The following is a 15,804-nucleotide window of genomic DNA, read 5'->3' as shown; positions in this document are numbered from 1 at the left end:
ATATTGATAGTCTAAAACCTGTTAGAAGCTGAAACAAATTCAGCTTGACGAAACCAGTGTTTTCCTAAAACCTCGCTCTTTTAAATTCAATTCTTATTTGCTCAAATACATTTTCCTTCTGCTATACAGGTCGTAAAAGGCATCATCTCTTAAACTATCAATAAAGAGAATACTTTCCCCGGTACTTTTCATTTCCGGTCCAAGTTGCTTGTTCACTTTATGAAATTTATTGAAAGAAAATACTGGTTGTTTTATCGCATAACCTTCTAACTGAGGATTAAATTTGAAATCTTTGATTTTCTTTTCACCAAGCATCACTTTGGTAGCATAATTCACATAAGGTTCTTTATAAGCTTTCGCGATAAATGGAACCGTTCTGGACGCTCTTGGATTGGCTTCAATGATATAGACCATATCATCTTTAATCGCAAACTGAATATTTATTAAACCAACTGTATTCAAGGCTAAAGCTATTTTTCGGGTATGGTCTTTAATTTGCTCCATTACCAGGTCCCCAAGGTTAAAAGGAGGTAGCAATGCATTAGAATCTCCAGAGTGGATTCCGCAAGGTTCAATATGTTCCATTATTCCTATAATGTGAACATCTTCCCCGTCGCAAATTGCATCTGCTTCAGCTTCAATGGCACCATCTAAATAATGGTCCAGCAATAATTTATTATTCGGGATTTTTCTAAGCAAGTCTACTACCGTTTCTTCCAGCTCATCTTTATTAATCACGATCTTCATCCCCTGCCCACCTAATACATAAGAAGGTCTTACCAAAATTGGGAAATCAAGTTCATCTGCAAGTGCCAGGGCTTCATCTGCAGTTTCAGCAGTTCCAAATTCAGGATAAGGAATATCGTTAGCCTGAAGTAATTTTGAAAAACTTCCACGATCTTCTGCAAGATCCAAAGCTTCAAAACTGGTTCCCATAATTTTTATTCCATAGCGATCTAACTTTTCGGCTAACTTCAACGCAGTTTGTCCACCAAGTTGAACGATTACCCCTTCAGGATTTTCGTGACGGATGATATCATAAATATGTTCCCAGAAAACCGGTTCGAAATAAAGTTTATCAGCAACATCAAAATCGGTTGAAACAGTTTCAGGGTTACAGTTAATCATTATGGTTTCATAACCACATTCTGAGGCGGCTAAAACACCATGCACACAGCTATAATCAAACTCAATTCCCTGCCCAATACGGTTTGGACCGGAACCAAGAACCACAATCTTCTTTCTATCACTCACCTTGCTTTCGTTATCTACATAACGCTTTCCGTCTGGAGTTTCGATATCGGCTTCGAAAGTGGAATAGTAATAAGGTGTCTCGGCTTTAAATTCGGCGGCACAGGTATCTACTAATTTGTAAACTCTATTTACGCCTAATTCTACACGTTTATTATAAACCTCACTTTCCAAACAATCAAGCATATGAGCTATTTGTCTATCAGCAAAACCTTTTTGTTTGGCTTCCAGCAATAGATCTTTAGGTAAAGACTCTTTATCATATTTAGAAATCTCAACATCTAAAGCGTAAAGCTCTTCATATTGCCTTAAGAACCACATATCTATTTTCGTGATCTCGTGAATGCGGCTAAGCGGAATTCCCGCCTGTATCGCATCGTAAATCACAAAAACGCGGTCCCAGCTGGGGTAGGTAAGTTTTTCTATAATTTCGTCGTACTTGGTGTAACTTTTTCCGTCGGCTCCAAGTCCGTTTCTCTTAATCTCAAGTGACTGGGTGGCTTTATGAAGCGCTTCCTGGAAGGAACGTCCAATACCCATCACTTCACCTACAGATTTCATTTGAAGGCCTAAGGTGCGATCTGCACCTTCGAATTTATCGAAATTCCAACGAGGAATTTTTACAATTACGTAATCTAAAGTAGGCTCAAATAAAGCTGAAGTAGATTTAGTGATCTGGTTTTCCAGCTCATCTAAATTATAACCAATAGCCAGTTTAGTAGCTATTTTTGCAATTGGATATCCGGTAGCTTTAGACGCCAAAGCTGAAGACCTTGAAACCCTTGGGTTGATCTCTACGGCGATAATGTCTTCTTTTTCGTCCGGGCTTACGGCAAACTGCACGTTACACCCCCCGGCAAAATCTCCAATGCTACGCATCATTTTTATTGCCATATCACGCATACGCTGGTAAGCAGTGTCGCTTAAGGTCATAGCCGGAGCTACCGTAATAGAATCTCCGGTGTGGATGCCCATCGGATCCATATTTTCTATAGAACAAATAATTACTACATTATCGTTCTTATCTCTTAGAAGTTCAAGTTCATATTCCTTCCAACCCAAAAGCGCTTTATCGATTAGCACTTCGTGAATTGGAGAAGCTTCCAGCCCATAAGTAAGCATTTCATCAAAATCTTCGGGGCCGTGTACAAATGAAGCACCACTTCCACCTAAAGTAAAAGAAGCACGAATTACTAATGGAAAACCAAATTCCTGGGCAACCTCTTTTCCCTGAAGATAGGAAGTCACCGTTTTTGCCGGTGCTACAGGAATTCCAATTCGTCCCATAAGTTGTTTAAACTTCTCACGATCTTCGGTAATGTTGATTGCGTCAATATCTACCCCAATTAATTTTATTCCGAAATCTTCCCAGATTCCTTTTTCATCGGCTTCAATACAGAGATTTAAAGCAGTTTGCCCTCCCATTGTTGGTAAAACCGCATCTATATTTGGATGATCTTTTAAAATTTCCACAATAGATTTTGTGGTTAAAGGTTTCAGGTAAACGTGATCTGCCATTGACGGATCTGTCATTATCGTTGCCGGATTGGAATTAAGCAGGATGGTTTCTATCCCATCTTCGCGTAAAGAGCGCAAAGATTGTGTTCCAGCATAATCGAATTCGCAGGCCTGTCCTATAATAATAGGTCCAGAGCCAATAATCAGGATACTTTTAAGGTTGTTGTTTTTGGGCATTTTAAGAGGATTATAGTATATGAAACATAAAAGTAAGGAAGCGATTGGATATAAAAAAAGGCGTTACTAAGAAAGTAACACCTTTAAATATTTTAAAACCTAATTCTCATTAGTGCTTATGTCTGTTTTCAGAAGAGACTGATATTTTCTTTCTTCCTTTAGCCCTTCTTCTGGCGAGGACTTTTCTTCCGTTTGCACTAGCCATTCTTTCTCGAAAACCGTGCTTGTTTTTTCTTTTTCTCTTGGATGGTTGAAACGTTCTTTTCATTTTAAATATCTTTAAATCTTCTGAATAATCGTTTTTATAGCTCTCTGTAAAACTGCGTGCAAATATACAAAGCTTTTTAACTATTACAAGAGCTAATTTAAATTATTTTTAATTGTTTTTCTTACCTTTGCCGCTTCTAAAATAAAAGCATTTATGTTTAACAAGAATATCAAATTAGTTTTAGCAGGAGCCATTTTAGGGCTTGCCATCTGGCAATTTATAGAAGGAAACATTGGAAATGGCATTATGTTCGTTCTACTTTCCTTAATTTTTGTATTCCTGTATTTTAAAAATGAAATGATATTGCTCGCTTTTCTAAGGCTTAGAAAGCAGGATTTTCCCGGTGCAAAAAAATGGTTAGACCGAATTAAGAATCCGGAAACTGCACTTACACAGAAGCAACAGGGCTATTACTGGTACCTGCACGGGTTGATGGTTTCTCAAACCAATATAACCCAGGCCGAAAAATTCTTTAAACGCGCCATTAAATTAGGTCTCGCAATGGATCAGGATCTGGCAATGGCCAAACTTAACCTTGCCGGAATCGCGATGACCAAACGCCGAAAAAGAGAAGCTACTAATTTACTCGCTGAAGCTAAAAAGCTGGACAAACACGGAATGATGAAAGATCAGATCAAGATGATGAAGCAACAATTGAAAAAAATCTAATTTTTAGATAATTTTAGTTAATTTCTGCTTTTCTTAAATATTCCATAACTTTTAGCCGAAATATTGACCCTTTAGCGATAATATTTCAGTGCTTGTTTCTTACAAAGTATCTTTGTTTTACCCAAATTATCAAGGTACATGAAGAGACTTTTACTCCTCTTTTTTATTATTTTAGGCTCAAATATTCAAGCCCAGCCAGAGAAAAGCGATAAGCTTTATTTCTCTGACGCACTTGTTATGCACTTACCTAAATACAACCAAGAAGCTAAAGACGCTTATAGACACCGACAATTTAAAGAAGCTGACAGATTATTTGATACTTTCGTAGAAACCAAACTTAAAGGTACATATATAGATAACTTTAAATTTTTAAATCTTAAAGGAAAAGAAGTTGCATTATACAATTACAAAAAACCGGTTTACCTATTAACCTACGCCTCCTGGTGTATTCCTGGCAAAGGAGAAATACCTGCGCTTAACGAACTCGCCGATAAGTACCGGGATAAAATTGAATTTGTAATCCTGTTTTGGGATAAAAAAGAAACCGCCAGGAAACTTTCTAAACAATTCAATTCACATATTAATGTGTTATATGTAGATGAAACCAGAAACAATCATGCATATGTAGTAGAAAACCTGAAACATTCTTTAGGTTTACCAACTTGCTATTTAATTGCGGGGGATCGTGAAATTATGGACATACAAAGGAGTGTTTTTCATCCCTTCAATATTTCAAAAAAAGAATCTTTTGAACTCAATTACGAGGCAATAAATTCGGCTATCACAGATAATCTTATAGAAAATTCTACAAAGCAAGAACCTATAAACTTGAGTGTGATTTCTCCTGAATAATTAAAGCAACGGTGCCCAGAGCCTGGCAAGTGCTTCTCTAATTTTTTCTAAAGCCGGCCTTTGCATCCATTCATTTAAAGTTAATACGGTAGTTTCTTTAAGATCATTATTGTAGACTTCAGTCATTTCAGTAGCAACTTCCTCGTCATATAAAAATGCATTGATTTCAAAGTTGATATCAAAACTACGATTATCAAGATTACAGGAACCAACACTAGTCAATACACCATCTACCACCATAGTTTTGGCGTGCACCATACCCTTATGATAATGAAAAACCTGAACTCCAGATTCCAGTAATTTTTCGATATAAGAATTGGTAGCATAACGGGCGATCACCGAGTCTCCTTTTTCAGGAATAATAATTTTAACCTCCACCCCTATTCTACTTGCCATACAAAGCGCAGTAAGTATCTGGTTGTTCGGAATAAAATATGGGGTTGTGATATAGATATATTTGTCGGCTGTATTTATGGCGGTTAGAATGGCTTCCATAATATTCTGCCAATCGGTATCGGGACCACTGGCAGCTATTTGTACCGCTGTTGTTTCGGGGATATCTATCTTCGGAAAAAAACTATCTTCAATTGTTAGATGCTTCCCGCTGATAAAATTGAAATTCAGCAGAAATTGCGCCTGTAACGATTTTACCGCGTGGCCTTCAATTCTAAGGTGCGTATCCCGCCAGAAGAGCTTTTCTTTAGGGTTTTCCTCAAAGTTTACATATTCATCGCAGATATTAATCCCCCCAATAAATCCAATGCTGCCATCTATGATCGCCATTTTTCGGTGATTCCTGTAATTTAATTTACGGGTTAGGTTTGGAAACCAAACCGGCATAAAAGGATAAACCTCAATTCCACAAGATTTCATTTTCTTAACGGCTTTAGACGAAAGTCTGCTAGCCACATAGTCATAACTCACGCGAACCTTCACACCTTCTTCTGCCTTCTCACAGAGCAATAAAATAAGTCGGTTTCCTATTCTACCACTATTAAAAATGTAATATTCTATATGAATATGATGCTTGGCCTTATTAATATCTTCAAATAAGGCTGAGAACTTATTTTCGCCATTTATAAGGACCCTGACTTTATTTAGAAAAGTGACCGGCTTTTTCTGATTATTCTGAAGTAAACGAACCAGTTTAATCTTTTGCTCAATACAATGCCGATCTATGTCAATTAAATCTTTCTCATTAAGCAAGAGTTTGTCTTCCCAATCCTTAATGATTTTCTGGTCGTAGAGTTTTTTTCGGTTAAATAATTTGCTTTTTCTGAATTCCTGTGCAAAAAAGTAATACACTAAAAGCCCAACAACCGGCAACACGAATAATGCGAAAATCAGGGAAATGCTTTTCACAGGCTCCCTAAAATGCATTAATTCATAACCGGCCGTTATAAGAACGATTAGAAAATTGGCAGATAACAAGATCCACCAAATATTATCCAGGAGGTAATCCATTTATTTCACAGCAGTATAAGTATCTTCTTCAGGAATCTTGATTTCATATTCTCTTCGCGAGGCGTTGTTTAAATGCGCTTCCCTAAGCCAGGGATTATGAATTTTTAATATTTTGTAATTAATATCGAAATGCTTCGCAAAATCAGCAAAATCGTTCACCACGGTATCAACCTTAACTGTTTTGGTTGGAATGTGTGTATAAAGGTGTTTTTCTTCAAAATTGAATCCATATTTTTCTGGATTGCTTAAAATTTCTTTTAACGCCAGGATTCTAAACATATATCTTCCGGTTTCTTCTCCAAGTAGCAATTCGTAATAATTATCTACTTTTTGACGGTCTAATTGTCTTTCAACTCCTCTGTTTCCGGCATTGTAAGCTGCTGCAGCCATCGTCCAGGTACCGAATTTTTCTTTTGATTTTTTTAAATAATCAGCTGCTACCCTGGTTGATTTTTCGATGTGGTAACGTTCGTCTACGTTGCCATTAATTTCCAAACCGTAGTCTTTTCCGGTGCCTTCCATAATCTGCCAAAAACCTTTGGCTCCGGCAGGAGAAACCGCCTGGGTTAAGCCACTTTCAATTACGGCCAGGTATTTAAAATCATCTGGAACACCTTCTTCTTCAAGAATTGGTTCAATAATCGGGAAATATTTATTTGCCCGCTTTATTAAAAGCAAAGCATTAGATTGCCAATAGGTATTTACCAGTAATTCCCTATCCATTCTCTCGTGAATATCGGGATCGTTCATAGGCACTTCTTCCCCGGCAAAGTTTATATTTTCGGGCATTGGGAGTGCGTAGATATTATAGTCTTTTACTGGTCGGTCTTTTTGATTAGCCTCTGCAGATTCAACCTGATTTTCGCTCCCTGTCTCAGGAGACTGTTGAGCTGCCTGTATACTTACAAACAGAATGGTAAAAAGCCCTACTATTACCAGGGCAGATTTTAAAATTTTCATATTAATTTATTTTTATTTTCAATATTTCCTGAAAGGATTATTTCAGGAAGGTATTTATTAAACCAACGATAACGATTCAAAATCATTATATGAGTACCGCCTTTTACAGTAATACATTCTGAAATATATTTAATAGGGAAAATCTCATCTTTATCCCCGTGAATATGAACAATGCCTTTCTGGGCCTTAGCACAATTCCATAAAACCATATTTTTTATGGACCAATCTAAATAACGCTGATTCCTAACCGAAAGGTATTGCCTGTAAAGCTTTGCCCTTTTTTTAATAAAATCGCCAACCGCAATCTTTTCAAAATGATCTACATAATCCAGCAGGCTGGTGGGAATAAGCTTAAATAAACCTGTTTTGGCCGCAAAACGCATTCGTCTTGGTAACTCTTCTCTACACTTTACACTGGAAATTATAATAAGCCTTTTAAGATTAAGGCTCTTAGCCATTTCCTGCACAATAATCCCGCCAAAAGAAACCCCAATTAATACCGCATTGTCATGTTCAATATATTTATTCATGCGCCCGGCGTAATTTTTTAGACTTTCATCCTTCTTAGGAATAATCCATTCTAAAAAATGCATTTTAAACCGATCTTCGGGGAGTTTTATAAATTCAAAAATAGAATAATTAGCAGCCATTCCCGGCATAAAATAAACGTGAATCAACTGGTTTTCTTCAGTCATTTTAACAAGTATATAACACTCAACAAGGGCTTAATGCCTTAAATTTACGTAAGAAGTGAGTTTTGAAGTATTACGATTTTTTATCGAATAATTCATTTAAATACTCCGGAAGCTTATTCCAGAGTAGTTTACGTCTCAAAATTACTGCTATTTATTTGGCTTTCACAACCGAAAGATTAAAAATAATGGAGAATTTCTTAAAGCCTGTAATTTTATTGTTTGCTGTTAATAATTCAACTTTAAAGGCTTTATTTACCTACCTTTACACTAACCATCCAAACAAAATTTTATCAGTTAATTGTTATCGCGCTTAGCGATTATATATGCTGTAATAATGGTTCATAACAGAAAAAAGAGAAATGATGAATGCCGAAGAAATTATAATTACCGATAATGAGTTCTTAAGACAATTTGAAACTACCATAAATCAACAGCTTGCCACCATAGAATATGCGCAACAGGAGCGAAAAATATTTTTAACCAAAGTTTTTATGCCCGAAGCTCTTAAAGAAGATGGCTATATGGATATTTTTATTGAAGCTGTTTTAGAAGAAATTAAAGAGCGAAATACGCGTGTAATGCCCACCAGCCCAGATGTTGCTAAATTTATGCGCAAAAACCGAAGAAAATACAAAGACCTGCTGCCGGTTGGGATCAATATTTAAACCGCTATTTTTTCTGAAACAAATTCAAACCTAACCAAACCATCTTCATCTATTGATATTAATTCAATTTGATGCAGTGTATTTACCAATCCAGGATCCCATGGCGCTTTTACCTTTACGTAGTTTTCTGTAAACCCATGGATATAGCCTTCTTTGTTTTCACCTTCAAAAAGAACGGTGCATACATTCCCTAACTGACTTTCATAAAAAGCCCTTCTCTTTTTAGCTGAAAGTCCGCGGAGCATTTTGCTTCTTTTCTTTCTTATTTTAGTAGAGACAACGCCTTCCATTTCTGCTGCTGGAGTATTATCTCTTTCAGAATAAGTAAAGACGTGCAGATAGGAAATATCCAGTTCGTTTAAATAATTATAGGTTTCCAGGAAACGTTCTTCAGTTTCCCCGGGGAAACCGACAATAACATCTACCCCAATACATGCGTTTGGCATTACCTCTTTGATTTGCTTAACCCTATCGGTATAAAGTGAACTCATATAGCGCCGTTTCATCAATTTAAGCAAATCGTCACTGCCACTTTGTAAAGGAATATGAAAGTGAGGAACAAACGTATTGCTTTGAGCTACAAAATCAATAGTTTCATTTTTTAACAAATTTGGTTCTATAGAAGAAATCCTTAACCTTTCAATACCATTTACCTCATCTAAAGCTTTTACCAGATCGAGAAAAGTATGTTCATGTTTTTTATTGCCGAATTCCCCTTTTCCGTAGTCGCCAATATTTACCCCGGTAAGAACGATTTCCTTAATTCCTTTTGCTGAAATTTCTGCAGCATTGGTTAATACATTTTCAAGTTTATCACTTCGAGAAATCCCACGTGCCAGCGGAATTGTACAATAGGTACATTTATAATCGCAACCATCCTGAACTTTTAGAAAGGCACGGGTTCTGTCTCCTATTGAATAAGCGCCCACGTAGAAATCGGCTTCATCAATTTCACAAGAATGTACTTCACCTAGATCGTTTTTAGTAAGATCGTTAAGGTAATCGGTGATCTTGAATTTTTCAGTAGCTCCCAAAACCAGGTCCACGCCATTAACATCGGCGAGTTCTTCCGGTTTTAATTGCGCATAACAGCCTACGGCAATCACAAAAGCATCTTCGTTAACTTTTTGCGCTTGTTTTACGATGGTTTTAAATCGTTTATCGGCATTTTCTGTAACCGAACAGGTATTGATCACATATATATCGGCTTCTTCAGTGAATTCTACACGTTCAAAACCTTCCTCTTTAAAAGATCTTGCAATGGTAGAAGTTTCTGAAAAATTGAGCTTGCAACCCAAGGTATAAAATGCGACCTTCTTATTATTCATACACCTGCCTGTTTCTGTAGAAGTTAAACGATTTTTAGGGCTGCAAAGATACCAACAATTATTGTTTTAGGAAAACATTGTTTTGTTGATAATTTTTATACAGGAATTCATTAAAACAGATCGCCGCACTTCGTTCATCCGCTCGCGATGACGAGGAGAAGATCATTGTAAGGAGGTTAAGAAAATCAACAACTTAGACCCTAAAATAAATTCAGAGTGACGATAACAAGCTGATTATTAAATATTCTCCTACACCTTTTCTTCAGAAACAATTACAATCTCAGATTCCAGGATAATTTTACTTTTTATCGAATTAGAGATCAAACAGGCTTTTTCGCTTTTTTCTATGATGCGTTTTGCTTTTTCAGCATTATTCTCATCGGCGATTTCCAGTACCGGTTTTAGAACGATCTCTGTCATTTGAAATTTTCCCTCTACCTTATCTAGTTTTCCAATCGCTTTAGATTTGAAACTGATAAAATCCAGTTTAGAGTTTTCGGCAATTGCCAGGAAGGTGGTCATTAAACAACTTTCTACCGCGGCAACAAGAAAATGTTCGGGAGACCAGATGTTTGGCATTCCTTTAGGAAAATCCGGTGGAGTTGCAGTTTCAATAGTATCGGTTAATTCGGGAGAGCTAACTTCTCCTTTACGGTCTTCTTTCCAGGTAAGGTCTACCTGATATTCGTGTTTCTCAGCCATATCTTTATATTTTCCCCCAAACGGGAGTATTTCTGTACAAAGAAACAGCTCTTAAAAACTATAAAATATGACTCAGGTCAGCTTCGAAAAAATATTTTTAAGATTCAATAAACTCTTTAAGGGTATTCACCACATAATCTAATTCTTCTTTGGTGTTATATCTTGAAAATGAAAAACGCACCGATGGTTTTTTAAGATCTTCTTCTTCTAGAAATGCATTTAGAACGTGAGAACCTTTATCGCTTCCACTCTGGCAGGCGCTGCCTTTGGAACAGGCAATTCCTTTTAAATCCAGTTGAAATAACAGCATCAGAGCTTTATCTGCGGGTACCGGCAAACATACGTTGATTAAGGTGTATGTGCTTTTTTCTAAATCGACACAATCGCCGTTAAATTTTACACCGGGGATTTCCGCTTTTAATTTTTTGATGAAGTGAGCTTTCAAATCGGCGATATAAGCTTTTTCTTCCTCTAAATTATCTAATGAAAGTTTTAATGCCTCTTCCAGGCCTACAATATTATGTACGCCTTCGGTTCCGGCACGATGGCCACGCTCCTGTTCTCCTCCAAAAATAAGTGGTTTTAGACCGCTGTTTTTTCTGACAAAAGCAAAGCCAACACCTTTTGGTCCGTGGAATTTATGGGCGCTTACCGCAGTAAAATCTACGGGCATTTCACTAAAATCAAGGTTGTAATGCCCTACCGACTGTACACAATCTGAATGAAATAGTGCACCGTGTTCTTCACACAGCTTCCCAACTTTTTTAATATCCAGTTTATTCCCGATTTCGTTGTTTACGTGCATCAGGCTAACCAGTGTCTTTTTATTGGAAGTTTTCAGTAATTCCTCCAAATGAGCCTCTTTTACATTTCCGCAGGAATCCAGATCAACATAAACTACCTCAACATCAAAACAATCCTGAAGCTGCTCTACGGTATACAAAACTGCGTGGTGCTCTATTTTTGAAGTTATTATGCGCTTTACCCCAAGATCGCGAACGGCAGAATTTAAAGCCAGGTTATCGGCTTCGGTCCCGCCAGAAGTAAACACTATTTCTGAAGCTTTTACGTTTAAATAACCGGCAACGGTTTTACGGGCCTGCTCTATTAGCGACTTGGCAGATCTCCCAAAAGAATGGGTAGATGAAGGGTTTCCATAAACCTCTTTCATTACAGAGGTCATTCGGTTTATAACTTCTTCACGCATTTGCGTGGTTGCGGCAGAATCGAGGTATACATTTTTCATCGCCGCAAAATTAAGCGAAATAAAATTATTTAAAAGAACCTGCCCTAAAAATCCTGAATTCCGCTATTTTTGTTTCACTTAGAATATATTACCATATTATGAAAAAGATTCTTGCCGCTTTATTTTTCTCTTTTGCCCTTTATTCCTGTGACGACGGGGATATTACCGTGACCAGTTTCGATTTGGAGAATAGTGACCTAACCTTGTGTGAAATAGATGATAAAAAAGTGCTTTGGGCTGTAAATAATGAAGATGTTTACGAATCTATGTCTCTGGAATTAAAAGATAATAGTTTAAACGATACGCTTACGCAAGCAATCTTAACATTAGATGTTAGCGAGGATATAGAGATTAATCTATCTGGAGAGGATAATCGCCTGGTATACAGAATTTATGACAGTGAAGTTAACGGTAGAGAATATTTTTGTCAGGGAGTTCCACCCGGTGAACCAAGGGTTTTAGAGGAGTATGTTTCTGCCGGTGGAGTTGTGATAATCAGAACTAGGTTTAATGATATAAGGCTGGATGCCGATGCCGATGGGGACGGCGTATTAAATGGTGAAGAAGGTTATGATCCCGATGGCAATCACCTGGATACTGATGGCGATGGTATCCCGGATTATTTAGATATTGATGATGACAATGATAATGTACCAACAGCAACTGAAAAAAATGCCAGTCCAGAAGATCCTACAACAGCAGAAGGTTATTTAGATACAGATGAAGATGGAATACCCGATTATCTTGATCCTGATGACGATAATGATGGGGTTTTAACGCGCCACGAAATTGATCCCGAGGATGTACAACGAGCTATTGACGAAAATAGCGATGATTTCTTAAGTCCCATACCAACGGCTGAAGTAGATGGGCTCCCTAATTATTTAAATGAAGGAGTTTCTTTGCCTAATTTTGAACACGATCTTCAGTTAGATCATCATATTACAAGAAGTTATAGGTCTACCATTGAGATTAAAGATTTCAATTTAATTCGACAAGATGGAAGTGGTGAAGATATCCGTTTTGACTCCTATGTACTGGGAAGGTTAGATGTAACAAGAATTCCTTTTCAGCAATTTACTAACCTGCAACAGGAAAACGAAGAGGAAGAAGAAAATGATGAAGAGGAAAATTAATACAGTAGATTAAGTATTTTGAAAGAAATAGACTTCGGTAGCGCCAAGACCATATTTTTGGTAATCGGCATCATAAAATTTAAGGTTATCGTATCGGCCCAGTAAAAAATCCAACTCGGCTTTGAGTACGCCCTCGCCTACCCCGTGAATAAACACAATTTTTTGAATTCGTTTTCTCATTGCGAATTCTATTTGTCTTTTGGCGGTTTCCATTTGGAGGTTAAGCATATCATAATTGCTCATTCCGCGGGAGGAAGCGGTAAGTTTTTCAATGTGCAAATCTACTTCCATTGGAGGCAGATTTCTTTCTTTAGGTTTTATTCGTTGTGACTTTGGTTTTGGAGGCAGCTTTTTTTCAGCTAAAACTTTTTCAAAATCAACATCATCAGACAATGCTTCAATAGGAGTTTCAATTTTCACTAATTCCTCTTCAGAAAATTCCATTTCAAAACCATCGGTAGTTTCAATATAAACGGTGCCGGCTTCGGTTTTTATTACATAACCTTCCAGCACATCATCTAAAACCGCGACTTTATCCCCTTTTTTAAGCTCCATTATTCGTTATTTTCGTCTTCCTTGTGATCGTCTTTGGTAGCTACCCAAAAATTTGTAGCCCGGTAAAGACCGAGCATAATTACTATGAGTCCCCCAATTTTAAAATAGGCGTGAGCATTTTCAACTGCAATCGCATAGATTAAAAGTGCACCACCTACTACTATTAAAATTGTATTTATTACCTGAGAATTATTCATTTTTTTACCTGTTATCCCTTATTTATAAAATGCTTAAAATAACGGTTCTTGTATTTTCTGCAAAGTTACAGGAATTATGAGGCAAATATACTTCTTAGCTTTTATTTTCTCTTTTTACTACGGAAATGCACAATTGCACATTTCGCCCTCCATAACCGGAGATTCGTATATTTATCTTAGTGATCGCTTTTTGTATGTTGAAGATGAAATTAACCTGAAAAAAAACAACTCTCCTGAAACGGAAGCGAGCATTTATCTTCGAAAAGAATCACAATTACTGCAAGGAGAAAAAAGCACAAATCTAAATTCGGGGAACGGATTTATCTCAGTTTTTCAGGAAGGCACCTCAAACGCTTTCGATTATAATTATTGGGCGCTTCCGGTAAAAGACAATATTAGTCCGAATCAATTCGGTTCAATGATTTTTCAACCAAAAAGCAAAACCAACAGCAACCCCGTTCAAGTTACAGGCGGCTTAGAAGGCAGTTCCAATCCTTTAAAAATTTCCCGTCGATGGATCTATAAATATTCCGGCACCGAATATTCTGATTGGCAATATGTAGGCGTTAATTTTGATGTTGAACCCGGAGAAGGCTTTAGCATGAAAGGTGTAAATGGTACCGACCACAGGCTTATTAATGGTGTAGAAAATAACCCCGGTAACCAGCAACGCTACGATTTTAGAGGTTTACCTAATGATGGTGAAATTAAAGTCCCAATTAATGAAGACCAAAACGTTTTAGTGGGCAACCCCTATCCTTCAGCGCTGCATTTACAAAGTTTTTTACTGGAAAATCCGGTTAGTACAGGAATTGCTTATTTCTGGGATTCCAGAACCAATGGTAACTCACACGATCTAAAAGACTATGAAGGCGGTTATGGCTCTTATTCTCCCGGTGCTAATGCTTATGCTCCTGCAGTTTTTAAAACTTATAATGGAGGCGGAGAAGAAACCGGAAATTCCGGGGAAACCGGCAGTGAAATTGCTCGCGAATATTCTCCCATTGCCCAAGGTTTTATGGTAAGAGGCAGAAACAACGGTTTCATCCATTTTAAAAATTCCCAACGGAGATTTCAGAAAGAGAATTCTCAAACTTCAGAATTTAAAAATCAGCAAAGAAGTGAGATCCCGTTACTAAAACTCAATGTAGCATTTAATGATCTTTACACCCGCCCCTTGCTTTTAGCTTTTCGGGAAGATTCTTCTAAAGATGCCGATTGGGCGATGGATGCTAAGGTTTATGGGGTTCTGGAAAATGATGTAGGCTGGAATATTGAAGAAGCGTTTTATAATATTCAGGTTAGACCGTTTAGAAAGAATGATAAAATTCCGTTGCTGATTAATTTATCTGAAGATTCTCATTTGACTTTCAACCTGAATGATTTCAGGCAATTTGAGACAGAAAACATTTATCTTTTTGACGCCGAAATAGATTCCTATAATCGTTTAGATGAAGGTGTTTTATCAATAGATTTACCAAAAGGAAACTATAGTAACCGATTTTTTATTAGTTTTATTCAAGAAAAAGAAGATAATTTGCAATCTGAACTGCCAGAAGAAGAATTAGAATTTTTAATTCCTGAAGCCTTGGTTGTTCAAAATAATCTAAAGGCGCAATTGGAGATACAGATGGTGCAATCTGATTTAAAACAAATATTGTTATATGATCTTAACGGACAAATGATATATAATAAAACAATGCCAGTAGGAAGTGTTAACTATACCGTACCCACTTCGGGATTGCAGGACGCCATCTATATCCTGAAACTAATCTCTTCTGACAATATAGAATTCACCAGTAAGATTAGCATTAAAAATTAGTTATGGAAGATTTTATGTTGCCGTGTCTTAACAAAAGCCTCTTTGGAGTAGATTGTTTTGGTTGTGGTGGACAACGTGCCTTATTACTTGTATTTAAAGCAGAATTTAGTCAGGCTTTTTATATGTTTCCGGGAATCTATCCCATCTTAATTTTACTCGCTTTTCTAATTGTAAATCTATTTGTAAAATTCAGGTATGATTTTCAGATAAAAATCGCGCTTATTATTTTGAGCGGGGCAGTAATGCTGATTAGCTATTTAATAAAAATGAATAATTACTTACAACTAACCCAATAAACC

General features: G+C 36.9%; 16 protein-coding genes. 6 read left to right on the top strand and 10 right to left on the bottom strand.

The window, feature by feature from the left end:
• Positions 1 to 93: 93 nt before the first annotated feature.
• Both carB and rpmH read right to left on the bottom strand, forming a co-directional pair.
• A complete protein-coding gene (carB, locus tag LB465_RS13770) occupies positions 94 to 2,946 on the bottom strand; it encodes a carbamoyl-phosphate synthase large subunit (protein ID WP_224470446.1) in 2,853 nt (950 codons plus the stop codon).
• Positions 2,947 to 3,055: 109 nt separating this feature from the next.
• Positions 3,056 to 3,214: a 50S ribosomal protein L34 gene (gene rpmH, locus LB465_RS13765; protein WP_075327124.1), complete on the bottom strand. Its 159-nt coding sequence runs from the start codon at positions 3,212 to 3,214 to the stop codon at positions 3,056 to 3,058.
• Between the two features lie 153 nt (positions 3,215 to 3,367).
• Here rpmH and LB465_RS13760 point away from each other — a divergent pair, with 153 nt between their 5' ends.
• Positions 3,368 to 3,883, top strand: a complete 516-nt coding sequence (locus tag LB465_RS13760; RefSeq protein WP_224470445.1) for a tetratricopeptide repeat protein — start codon at positions 3,368 to 3,370, stop codon at positions 3,881 to 3,883.
• Between the two features lie 138 nt (positions 3,884 to 4,021).
• Positions 4,022 to 4,735 carry a TlpA family protein disulfide reductase gene (locus LB465_RS13755; RefSeq protein WP_224470444.1) on the top strand — a complete coding sequence of 238 codons (714 nt, stop codon included), beginning with the start codon at positions 4,022 to 4,024 and terminating at the stop codon, positions 4,733 to 4,735.
• Here LB465_RS13755 and cls read toward each other — a convergent pair whose 3' ends face one another.
• The 3 genes from cls to LB465_RS13740 are packed head-to-tail and all read right to left on the bottom strand — an operon-like array spanning position 4,736 to position 7,854.
• Positions 4,736 to 6,199 (bottom strand): cardiolipin synthase, encoded by a 1,464-nt coding sequence (gene cls, locus LB465_RS13750; RefSeq protein WP_224470443.1) that lies wholly within the window; start codon positions 6,197 to 6,199, stop codon positions 4,736 to 4,738.
• Positions 6,200 to 7,159: a lytic transglycosylase domain-containing protein gene (locus LB465_RS13745; protein WP_224470442.1), complete on the bottom strand. Its 960-nt coding sequence runs from the start codon at positions 7,157 to 7,159 to the stop codon at positions 6,200 to 6,202.
• Positions 7,156 to 7,854: an alpha/beta fold hydrolase gene (locus tag LB465_RS13740; protein WP_224470441.1), complete on the bottom strand. Its 699-nt coding sequence runs from the start codon at positions 7,852 to 7,854 to the stop codon at positions 7,156 to 7,158. Before LB465_RS13740 ends, LB465_RS13745 begins: the two co-directional genes overlap by 4 nt.
• 362 nt (positions 7,855 to 8,216) lie before the next feature.
• Between LB465_RS13740 and LB465_RS13735 the strand changes: the two genes are divergently transcribed.
• Complete coding sequence (locus LB465_RS13735; protein ID WP_224470514.1) at positions 8,217 to 8,519, top strand: N-acetyltransferase; 303 nt, start codon at positions 8,217 to 8,219, stop codon at positions 8,517 to 8,519.
• On the opposite strand, the gene mtaB is transcribed toward LB465_RS13735, so the two are convergent.
• The 3 genes from mtaB to LB465_RS13720 form a co-directional block, all read right to left on the bottom strand.
• Positions 8,516 to 9,847, bottom strand: a complete 1,332-nt coding sequence (mtaB, locus tag LB465_RS13730; protein WP_224470440.1) for a tRNA (N(6)-L-threonylcarbamoyladenosine(37)-C(2))-methylthiotransferase MtaB — start codon at positions 9,845 to 9,847, stop codon at positions 8,516 to 8,518. The genes LB465_RS13735 and mtaB overlap by 4 nt on opposite strands.
• A gap of 249 nt (positions 9,848 to 10,096) precedes the next feature.
• On the bottom strand, positions 10,097 to 10,549 hold the full coding sequence (locus LB465_RS13725) for an OsmC family protein (RefSeq protein ID WP_224470439.1): 453 nt from the start codon (positions 10,547 to 10,549) through the stop codon (positions 10,097 to 10,099).
• A gap of 97 nt (positions 10,550 to 10,646) precedes the next feature.
• Positions 10,647 to 11,795, bottom strand: a complete 1,149-nt coding sequence (locus LB465_RS13720; RefSeq protein WP_224470438.1) for a cysteine desulfurase family protein — start codon at positions 11,793 to 11,795, stop codon at positions 10,647 to 10,649.
• Positions 11,796 to 11,893: 98 nt separating this feature from the next.
• Between LB465_RS13720 and LB465_RS13715 the strand changes: the two genes are divergently transcribed.
• On the top strand, positions 11,894 to 12,931 hold the full coding sequence (locus tag LB465_RS13715) for a hypothetical protein (protein ID WP_224470437.1): 1,038 nt from the start codon (positions 11,894 to 11,896) through the stop codon (positions 12,929 to 12,931).
• Between the two features lie 9 nt (positions 12,932 to 12,940).
• Here LB465_RS13715 and LB465_RS13710 read toward each other — a convergent pair whose 3' ends face one another.
• Both LB465_RS13710 and LB465_RS13705 read right to left on the bottom strand, forming a co-directional pair.
• Positions 12,941 to 13,486 carry a Smr/MutS family protein gene (locus LB465_RS13710; RefSeq protein ID WP_224470436.1) on the bottom strand — a complete coding sequence of 182 codons (546 nt, stop codon included), beginning with the start codon at positions 13,484 to 13,486 and terminating at the stop codon, positions 12,941 to 12,943.
• A complete protein-coding gene (locus LB465_RS13705) occupies positions 13,486 to 13,683 on the bottom strand; it encodes a hypothetical protein (RefSeq protein ID WP_224470435.1) in 198 nt (65 codons plus the stop codon). Before LB465_RS13705 ends, LB465_RS13710 begins: the two co-directional genes overlap by 1 nt.
• A gap of 76 nt (positions 13,684 to 13,759) precedes the next feature.
• On the opposite strand from LB465_RS13705, the gene LB465_RS13700 reads away from it, so the two are divergent.
• On the top strand, positions 13,760 to 15,505 hold the full coding sequence (locus tag LB465_RS13700; protein ID WP_224470434.1) for a T9SS type A sorting domain-containing protein: 1,746 nt from the start codon (positions 13,760 to 13,762) through the stop codon (positions 15,503 to 15,505).
• Positions 15,506 to 15,507: 2 nt separating this feature from the next.
• Positions 15,508 to 15,801, top strand: a complete 294-nt coding sequence (locus LB465_RS13695) for a DUF2752 domain-containing protein (RefSeq protein ID WP_224470433.1) — start codon at positions 15,508 to 15,510, stop codon at positions 15,799 to 15,801.
• Positions 15,802 to 15,804: the final 3 nt, after the last annotated feature.

Source organism: Salegentibacter lacus, from assembly GCF_020164555.1.
Taxonomy (GTDB): Bacteria; Bacteroidota; Bacteroidia; order Flavobacteriales; family Flavobacteriaceae; genus Salegentibacter; species Salegentibacter lacus.
Note: the sequence above shows the minus strand (reverse complement) of the source record. Positions and strands in the feature narration are given on the sequence as shown.